Source organism: Alkalibacterium sp. m-11 (genome assembly GCF_054658155.1).
On record NZ_BAAGIR010000080.1, the window covers coordinates 1 to 9,067 of the forward strand.

Annotated in this window: 11 protein-coding genes; 7 read left to right on the forward strand and 4 right to left on the reverse strand. The window is 45.1% G+C overall.

Annotated features, from left to right (window positions below; translation table 11 throughout):
• The first annotated feature begins 250 nt into the window (after positions 1–250).
• On the forward strand, positions 251–586 hold the full coding sequence (locus ACYQ2O_RS08415) for a type II toxin-antitoxin system Phd/YefM family antitoxin (protein ID WP_346024331.1): 336 nt from the start codon (positions 251–253) through the stop codon (positions 584–586).
• The gene (locus tag ACYQ2O_RS08420) at positions 586–879 is read left to right on the forward strand and encodes a type II toxin-antitoxin system RelE family toxin (protein ID WP_346024332.1); all 294 of its coding nucleotides are present in this window, start codon (positions 586–588) and stop codon (positions 877–879) included. The genes ACYQ2O_RS08415 and ACYQ2O_RS08420 overlap by 1 nt, the downstream gene beginning before the upstream one ends.
• A gap of 83 nt (positions 880–962) precedes the next feature.
• On the opposite strand, the gene ACYQ2O_RS08425 is transcribed toward ACYQ2O_RS08420, so the two are convergent.
• From ACYQ2O_RS08425 to selD, 4 genes are all read right to left on the reverse strand, one after another.
• On the reverse strand, positions 963–1,265 hold the full coding sequence (locus ACYQ2O_RS08425; protein ID WP_346024333.1) for a hypothetical protein: 303 nt from the start codon (positions 1,263–1,265) through the stop codon (positions 963–965).
• A 20-nt stretch (positions 1,266–1,285) separates the two neighbouring features.
• Entirely contained in the window at positions 1,286–1,585 is a 300-nt protein-coding gene (locus tag ACYQ2O_RS08430; RefSeq protein WP_346024334.1) for a hypothetical protein, read from the reverse strand.
• A gap of 106 nt (positions 1,586–1,691) precedes the next feature.
• Positions 1,692–2,735, reverse strand: coding sequence for a tRNA 2-selenouridine(34) synthase MnmH (gene mnmH / locus ACYQ2O_RS08435; protein WP_459796415.1), 1,044 nt, complete (start codon positions 2,733–2,735; stop codon positions 1,692–1,694).
• A gap of 14 nt (positions 2,736–2,749) precedes the next feature.
• Complete coding sequence (gene selD, locus ACYQ2O_RS08440; RefSeq protein WP_459796416.1) at positions 2,750–3,790, reverse strand: selenide, water dikinase SelD; 1,041 nt, start codon at positions 3,788–3,790, stop codon at positions 2,750–2,752.
• Between the two features lie 642 nt (positions 3,791–4,432).
• On the opposite strand from selD, the gene ACYQ2O_RS08445 reads away from it, so the two are divergent.
• The 5 genes from ACYQ2O_RS08445 to ACYQ2O_RS08465 all read left to right on the forward strand — a co-directional run bounded on the left by ACYQ2O_RS08445 (position 4,433) and on the right by ACYQ2O_RS08465 (position 8,808).
• Entirely contained in the window at positions 4,433–4,564 is a 132-nt protein-coding gene (locus ACYQ2O_RS08445) for a hypothetical protein (protein WP_346024337.1), read from the forward strand.
• Positions 4,565–4,936: 372 nt separating this feature from the next.
• Positions 4,937–5,947 (forward strand): adenosine deaminase, encoded by a 1,011-nt coding sequence (add, locus tag ACYQ2O_RS08450; RefSeq protein ID WP_459796417.1) that lies wholly within the window; start codon positions 4,937–4,939, stop codon positions 5,945–5,947.
• A gap of 86 nt (positions 5,948–6,033) precedes the next feature.
• Positions 6,034–7,848 carry an oligoendopeptidase F gene (gene pepF, locus ACYQ2O_RS08455; RefSeq protein ID WP_346024339.1) on the forward strand — a complete coding sequence of 605 codons (1,815 nt, stop codon included), beginning with the start codon at positions 6,034–6,036 and terminating at the stop codon, positions 7,846–7,848.
• A gap of 62 nt (positions 7,849–7,910) precedes the next feature.
• Positions 7,911–8,228 carry a hypothetical protein gene (locus tag ACYQ2O_RS08460; protein ID WP_459770978.1) on the forward strand — a complete coding sequence of 106 codons (318 nt, stop codon included), beginning with the start codon at positions 7,911–7,913 and terminating at the stop codon, positions 8,226–8,228.
• Positions 8,212–8,808 (forward strand): hypothetical protein, encoded by a 597-nt coding sequence (locus tag ACYQ2O_RS08465; protein WP_346024341.1) that lies wholly within the window; start codon positions 8,212–8,214, stop codon positions 8,806–8,808. The genes ACYQ2O_RS08460 and ACYQ2O_RS08465 overlap by 17 nt, the downstream gene beginning before the upstream one ends.
• The last annotated feature ends 259 nt before the right edge of the window (positions 8,809–9,067 follow it).

Here is a 9,067-nt window from a genome sequence, read left to right on the forward strand (position 1 = left end):
TTTGATTCATAAGAAGACCTCTTTTCTGGATTTGTGGTTATCTCTAGATTAAGGGTCTTCTTTCTTTTTGTCTACTTTAATTTCTTGCCCTACTATTTTACTTTCCGACAACTATTTTACACATAGTTACATTTTACAAAGGAATATCTCTGATAGAATTATGAGCATTTAACAGTATGTTCAAGAGTTTTTTTAAAGACTTTTAAAAGTCTAAATGATATAATCCTAGTAAAAGAAGGAGGCAAAAAGTATGGCAGTTGAACTGATTGGAAATATTCCAAAAGGATCGATATCTGATGTGAAGAAGAGTCCGATGGATATCTTCAAGAAAGCTGAAGAATTAAATGAGGGGGTCTATATTTTAAATCGTGATAACGTTGCCGGTGTTATGCTTACCCAGCAGCACTATGAGGCGCTTATACAAAAAATTGATGAACTGGAAGAAGAACTGCTGGACTACGAAGTTTCCCGAAGATTGAAGGCACAGAATGTTCAAAAGGATGCAAAAACTTTTTCTCTGGAAGATGTTATGGGCAAAGAACTGGCTGAAGCCGAATACGCCCCTGACGACAATGGTTGGGAGTAATGAGTTACGATGTTGTGTTTATCGAAGAAGCAAAGAAGGACTACCAAGCTTTGGACGGGTCTCAAAAGATACTGGTGAGAAAGTCCATAGCTAAGCTTCAGGCCTATGGCATGGAGGTTGGGCAACCCTTGAAAGGGGAACTGTCGGGATGCAGAAAGCTGAAACATAAGAAAGCTGGATTAAGAATTGTATTTAGAGAATCCGAAAAAGGACTGGAAATAATACAAGTTATTGCAATAGGTAAACGGGAGAATCAAGACGTTTATCACGTAGCAGTAGATCGGATAAAATAAAGAGCTGTACTAGAAGACCAAGGTTGGTGGTTCTTGTACAGCTCTTTATTATTGCATGCAGTGCAATCAATTGAGGTTTGCCCTCAAGCCCCGGCTTCTTTAATTCTTAACCACATGAAGTGGATCACGCTTCCCAAGAGGACTGATAGGTGGATTAGATGATCGTTTATAGATAAGTCTTCGAAAAAGACCAGAAGCAGAACAGCTGCACAGTAGACGAGCTGACCTGTGAAAATTCGCCTGAGGTCTGCCTGTTTACCCTGGTCATCCTTACACTCACGTCTTGAAATAAACCAGAAAAGAACTGCCGAGAGAACAGCCACCGCGATCAGAATTAGAGTCACCGGATCCTGCTCATCGAATGCCGCGAGTGTGAGCCGTTGCATAAACAGCAATTGGACGATAGCTAGTACGAAAGCGAGAAGACCGGCTGCCAGAACAGCGCAAGAATCTGAGTGTTTTCGATCGTTTCGATATAAAGCAGATTCGTCAGAGTCAAAGCGACAGCGACGAAAGCTGAATAGCTGTGGGCGGGATCCACATCTCTGGAAAGGGCCCAAGTCACAAACACTGTGCCGCTTAAGTAAAAGCCGGAAATCAGCTCGGTAATTAACAGCCAGCCGGCAATGAAGGCAGCAAAAGTACAGATGATAATGGCCAGATTAGTCTTGTTGCGAGGGTCGATCTTTCTGCCTAATGTAAACATGAAATCACTCCTTTGAGCACAATGAACTAGTCCAGTAGTCAGATGTCAAACAGGCTGACATAGTGGACGACACCCGGATAAAAGCAGGCTGGGCATTCATTACGTATCAGTTTTGCTGTCTGATCTTATTCAGACTGTCGAGCTGCGTCCTGACCTGATCAACAGCCTCTTCGAGAGTAGAAGCCTCGATGGGTGTTTCCGGTGCATCAGGCCGCGTGATCGATCTGTTGTAATGCGGATCATAATAATAGGTCAGAAGAAGCTTGACCGCTTCTGGATAGTCTCCTGTTTCAAGAGCTTCGCCGATCGCTTTTGAAACAGGAGTATGGATGCGGCGTCTGATCCGTTCAAAGGCCACCAGACAGTCATCGTGGTAAGCATCAGGAGAATAGTCGTCAAGAATGATGGCGACCCGTTCTTCAAGCGGCAGATCAACGACCAGCTGAGAACTGACTTCTTTATGCTGGAAAATGCGTTCTGGAATAATGACTTTGCCGATACGGGCACTTTCGCCTTCTACCAGGATATAGGGCGATTGCTGGTAACGCAGCAGGTCCTCACCCAGAAGAAGATTGAACATGCGCTGATTACTGGGTTCAAGACCGATCTGTCCGAAAATGGATCCGCGGTGACGCGCCATGGCTTCGAAATCGATCACAGGATAGTTTTCCTGTTTGAGCTGACGTAGGATATGAGTCTTGCCATTTCCAGTATGGCCGTTCAGCACATAAAAAGGAGGAAGGGGAAGCGTGTCGATCTGCTCTTTCATCCAGTTTCTATACGCTCGGATTCCGCCGGTCAGTCGATTGACTTTAATATTCATCAAATCAGTTACAGTGGCGGCAGTTGTGCTGCGCATCCCCCCGCGCCAGCAGAAGACAGTGACCGGAGACTTCAGCTCCTTAAACTGTCTGATAAAGTCCGGCAGCTTCTTCGAAAAGAGTTCAAGTCCGAGGTCCTTCGCTGCCTCCTGCCCCTGATGCTTGTATGTCGTTCCGACTTGAGCACGTTCCTCGTCTGAAAACAGAGGAATATTGATCGCTCCTGGGATCGTGGCCTCTTTGAATTCCTTAGGCGCACGGACATCTACGACTACGTGTCCGGCTTCTTTGAGTTCAAACAGGTCCGAGGGTGAAATATCTTTAAACATAGAAGAGTCCTTTCTTATCTGACATAAATATGTCCTTCTTGTCCATCTGTGACTTCACCGATTATGCGTGAGTCGATGCCTTTATTCTGTAAGGAGTCGATCATGGCTGATGCCTCATCTGGATTGACGGACATCAGCAGGCCACCTGACGTGACAGCATCAGCGAGAATAATCTGGTCGATCGAATCTAGACGTTCGTCAAAGTGAACGACCTCTTTCACATGATTGAAGTTGTTTTTCGATCCTCCTGGAATGACACCTTCTTCAGCGAGCTCACGCACACGGGACAGCACCGGCACATCGTCTTTCAAAATCGTCAGAGCCTGATGACTCTCTGCAGCCATTTCTGATAGATGGCCAAGCAGTCCGAAGCCGGTCACATCCGTACAGGCGTGTACATCATAGCCCTTCATCACTTCAGCCGCTTCTTTATTCAGAGTAGCCATCACAGCCGTCACTCGACGAATCTCGTCATCAGTTAAGAGTCCCCGCTTAAGTGCTGTAGTGGAAATGCCGACACCGATGGGTTTCGTCAGGATCAGTTTGTCTCCGAGTTTTGCTCCGGCATTGGTCCGGATGTCGTCGGGATGGATCGTCCCAGTTACCGACAGCCCGAATTTCGGTTCCTGATCATCGATGGAATGGCCTCCTACGAGATTACAGCCGGCTTCCTGAACCTTATCGCTGGCCCCTCTAAGAATCTCTGTCAGAATCGACTTGTCCAGATTGAAGATAGGGAAGGCAACGATATTCAAAGCAGTGATCGGTGTACCGCCCATTGCATAGACGTCACTCAGTGCATTGGCCGCTGCGACCTGACCAAAATCATACGGGTCATCCACGATTGGTGTGAAGAAATCCAGCGTCTGAACGATGGCCAGGTCATCCGTCAGTTTGTATACCCCCGCGTCATCTCCTGTATCCAGTCCGACCAGAAGATTCGGATCTTTTTTTGTTTCCGGCAGGGTATGCAAAACCTCGCGCAGTTCACTCGGTCCGATCTTACATCCGCAGCCGCCTTTTTTAGTAAGCGTCGTCAGTTTAACTTGAGTCATGATATATGCCTTCTTTCCTGATTGGTGGTCAATGTACCTACAGTTTACCATTACTAGACTCATTCTGTTACAGGATAAGTCGATTCTTTTTTTGAAAAAGAATCCCAGTCTTATAAGTAACAATGACAGGACTTGACGAGGTTAGTTTCAGCTTAGGCTTCAGTAGAGACAGTAAACTGGAAGTAAAGGGTGTTCTACTTATAGTTCAGTGGCTGAAGATGTAGGTAAGATGCAACGAGAAGTTTCTTAGTGATGGTTCAGCGGGCGTCAGACCGTCTGAACCTCCACTACAGGCGCTCTAGCTGCAGCTTATAACACGTACGAAATCTAAGATGTAACGAGAAGCCTTCTAACGGCAAGATGAAATCAGATAAATACCCTAAACTATAAGTAGACGGTCCCTAAGAACAGTTTAGCGGACGCCAGGCCGTCTAAACTTCCACTACTAAAGAACTTAGCGACTGTTTAGGACAGAACGGTTGCCTTGAAGTGTAATCAGACTGATAGGACAGGCTGTTGGCACCAGCTTAATTCCCAATAAATATAGAATCAAAGGAAATAACCAGTCGATTAAGATATAATTAGTAAACGGATTCTTATAAAATGAATAATCATCACATCACACGAAACAAGGAGGAAGCTATGACATTACAAGGATCGATTGCCCTGATCACTGGGGTCAGCCATGATGCAGGTATCGGAGCAGCCGTCTGTCACGAACTGGCTTACGGCGCGACTATGGGAGCTGTCTCAGCCTTTACACTTTCTCTTTAGGCTGAACTGGCGTCTGCAGGTATTACGGTCAATGCCGTCAATTCTGGCCCCACCGACACGGGGTGGATGACAGACGAGATTAAAAAGCACTTGGAGCCGAAGTTTCTGTCCGGAAGAATGGGGATGACCAGCTGCCCGGCTGATTACTTTCCACGCTACTGAAGAAGACGGCTGGATCGCCGATCAGGTCATCAATTCAGAAGGCGGATTCTTACGATCGTAAAATTAGGAAAAAAGAAGAGCATAGACCATCTGTGCTTTTTCTAAGTTTACCTCGATATCTGTACATATACCATCTGTTAAAGACATCTGGAATGTGTTAGACTAGTCATTAAAAATATTACGCACTGAATGAAGCCGAGGAGTGAACAGATGAACAGAAAAAAACTAGTCAACTTGCCGAAAGTGGAACTGCATTGCCACCTGGATGGCTCTGTCCCTATGAAGACTTTAATAGAGCTGGCTGAAAAAGAAGGCTACACTAATCCTAAAGAAGAGATGAGAGGTGCCATTGCGCCAGCCGATTCCGGTACGCTTAAGGAATACTTGTCCAGCTTTGAAACGATCTTGCCGCTGCTTCAGACAAAGGAGAATCTCACAAAAGCAACCTATGCTGTGATCGAGGATGCCAACCGTGAACACATCGTCTATCTGGAGCTCCGATTCGGGCCGCTACTGCACCAGAGACAGGGATTATCCGTGAAAGAAGTCATAGAAGCAGTCGATGAAGGGATACGGAAAGCCGCAGATGATTTTCCCGTCAAGGTCAGCCTGATCGCCTGCGCACTGAGGCACCATACTCAGGAGAGAAATACACAGCTTTTCGAAGAAGTCAGTCAGCTTCCTGAAGGAATGGTAGCGGCAGTCGATGTGGCAGGAGACGAAGGAAACTTCCCGAACGAGCAGGTCAGAAGACCGGTCAGCACAGCGAGAAGCCTGGGCATGGACATGACCATTCACTCTGGAGAAACGGGCTCTGTCGACAATGTCCTGTCTGCGATGGACATGGGAACCAGACGACTTGGTCATGGTGTAGCGATCAGACAGGACCAAGATGCACTGCAAAATGTGCGAGCGAAAGACGTTCTTCTCGAACTGTGCCCGACAAGTAACATTCAGACGCGTGCCATTCCGTCATTTAAGGACTATCCGCTGAGATACTTCCTGGATGAAGGCATCAAGGTCTGCATCAATACGGACAACCGGACCGTTTCGAATACCACTGTAACGGATGAGCTGATGATCTGTATCGCCCACTGCGGAATGACTTCAACTGATCTGAAACAAGTGATGCTCAATGCAATCACCTATGCCTTTACTGATGAAGGAACCAAGCAGCAGGTGATCCGCCAGATTGAAGAACAGTACGTTTTTTTAGGCTAGTTATGGATCTGAAATGATTTAAGACATATACTAATGTTGTACAAGAAATCATGTACCTTATCTTTTAACTGAAGGAGAACCTGCCAATGACAACTAATGAATTAAGAGAACGATCTGAAGTAGCCGACGACTTGAAGTGGGACCTGTCTGCTGTATTTAAAGATGACAAAGCCTACGAAGAGGCAGTAGAGAAAGTAAAACAGGATACCGCTCATTTTATTAAACAAGTCGATGGAAAACTGAATGATGCGAAATCTGTCATAGAAGCGGTCGAGGCCTATGAAGACATACGGACGGTCATGTCCCATATCCAGACTTATGCCATGTTGCCGGTGACTGTCGACATTTCCGACAGTGATGCCCAAATAAAAAACAGACGTGCCGCCAACTTTCTGGCAGACACGAATGCGAAACTCAGCTTTTTCAAATCTCAGCTGGAAGAACTGAGTGAGTCAGTATTAGACGAAGTAAGTGAATCCCAGCCTCGTTTCGCACCATTCATGAGACTCATTAAGCTGACAAAGAAATGCAAGCTACATCCTAAAGTGGAAGAAGCGCTGGCTCTTCTGAATCCGGTTCTGGATTCGTTTGCCGAAGTCTTTGAACAGGCGAGACTCGCAGATGCTGATTTTAAAACGTTTGAAGTGAACGGAATAGAGTATCCACTTAGCTTTGTTTTGTACGAAGAAGTGTACATGTATGATACCGACAAAGAGATCCGTCGTGCAGCGTATGACGCATTCAACCATACGCTCAGTCAATATAAAAATGTCGTAGCGACTGCCTACTATAATCATGTGCAGCATGAAAAGACCATTGCAAATATGAGAGGGTACGACTCAATATTTGACTATTTGCTTGCAGATCAGGAAGTAGATCAGGCTTTGTATCACCGCCAAATCGATGTGATCATGAAGGAGTTTGCCCCAGTCATGCGCAAATATGTGACGCATTTGAAAGAGGTCCATGACTTAAATAGGTTCACTTATGCTGACCTGAAAGTCGATCTGGATCCTGATTATACGGCTAAAGTCAGTATAGAAGAATCTCAGGACTTACTGAAACAGGCGATGGCACCATTGGGCGAGGACTACGTCAACTTGCTCCAGCGTGCTTACCCTGAACGGTGGATTGATTTCGCTCAGAACAAAGGAAAGGAGTCAGGTGCTTTCTGTTCCGCTGCATACGGCAAGCACCCGTATATCCTTATGACTTGGACAGGAGATCTGACAGATGCCTATACCTTGTTCCATGAACTCGGTCATGCCGGACAAAGTGAGTTGACCAATGCAAACAACTCCTTTACCGGTTCGGACCCGTCACTTTATCTGATCGAAGCCCCGTCAACTTTCAACGAGCTGCTTCTGACTGACTACTTAACCAAGCAGACGAACGATCCGAGAATGGAACGTAACGTCATTTCTCTAATGATATCAAAGACCTACTTCCATAATTTCGTTACGCACTTGCTTGAAGCGGCTTATCAGCGGGAAGTCTACCGTCTGATTGATGAAGGAAAAAGTTTTGATGCGGACAAGTTGAGTGAACTGAAACGAAGTGTCCTTGAAGAATTCTGGGGAGATGCTGTCGAGATAGAAGCAGGAGCCGAGCTGACTTGGATGAGGCAGATCCACTATTATATGGGGCTGTACCCGTATACCTATTCTGCTGGACTGACCATTGCAACTCAGGCATACCTGAAAATGTCTCAAGGTGAAATGAAGCCGGAACAGTGGCTGGAGTTTCTTGCCTTAGGGGGGCAGAAGACACCAGAAGAAGCTGCCAAGGTAGCGGGTGTAGACATTTCAACAGAAAAACCTCTGATGGATACGATCAAGTATCTGGACGAATCAGTCGACCGAATGATCGAACTGACACAGATTATGGAACAAAATCAATAAGTGGACAAAACGTGCAGATTCTACTCTGCGCGTTTTGATTTGATTACAGGTAGAATGAGACTGTGTTTTCTGATAAGGTGGAATATATACATAGAAATTCATTTCCAACCAACGGGGTAACTGCTCAACAGGCAGAAGGTCTTCTAATCGAATCGGGGGATACACTTACAGTTAGAGTTGAAAAGTCGACTAGTGAAACGCCTCTTGAAGGATCTGCTTATTTGAATACTGAACCCACACTGACAGTATCGACAAGTGAAGGAACGTCATATCATGTCTCTCTTCTTAATAGATACACCCACTATCCCGAGTACGAAATGATTGATTTATATAGACTGTTGAATACAGGGGAGGAAGATAGACGTGACGAAACCAGCTAGTGGATACAAGAAAATTTTCTGGGGCTATATCCTATCGATTATTAATGTCTCGGTAGGCTTTCTCATTCTTTTTCCCAGTATAATCGGGTGGTACATCTTGATCAAAGGCTTTGGAGAAATCGAGGAAAATCTTCCAGCTCAAAATCGCACGCTCATTAACAGCGGGCTGTGTATTCTTTTCACTTTTTCCTTTCTGGAAGGTATTTCTCCTTTGATCAGTCTGGATTTTCAGATGTTGAGTATGCTCCTGCTCTTTTACCCTCCAGTACATATGGTGGTTGAACTGACCGTCTTTCATAAATTATTCGAGTCTGTAATCATCAGGTTTACTGAAATGCAGCAGGTAGATAGGGTGAACACCTATACTACAAAAGATACACGGTATCTTTTGATTTCTGGTGTAGCCGTCCTGTTGTTGACAGCAGCTGCGACAAGTCAACTGACTGGGCTGATTGTGGTTGGGTCTTTATCGGCATTAGTGTCCAAAATATATATGCTGACAGTCATTGCTTCACTAAAAAATGAAGGGACAAGTGCGATGCAAGTGTCTTCAAATACAGAAACGGTGAATACCAACTGATAAACATTATAAATAATAAACCGGCTGCAGACTTTTAAGTATGAAAGATGCTTAATAGCATTTAGAGAGAATCAATTGTAGAAAAACTTGAATATGAAAAAAAGCACGGACGGCTGTCTGTGCTTTTTTCTGGTAGAATAGGAAAGTATAAAGTTTTACCCGCTAGAAAGCCTATCACCTCAAACGTTAATCACTATCACTTGATTTGAAAAGAGAGGGGATTTAAAGGTACACTATACGTATGGTAGAGAAAAGCATT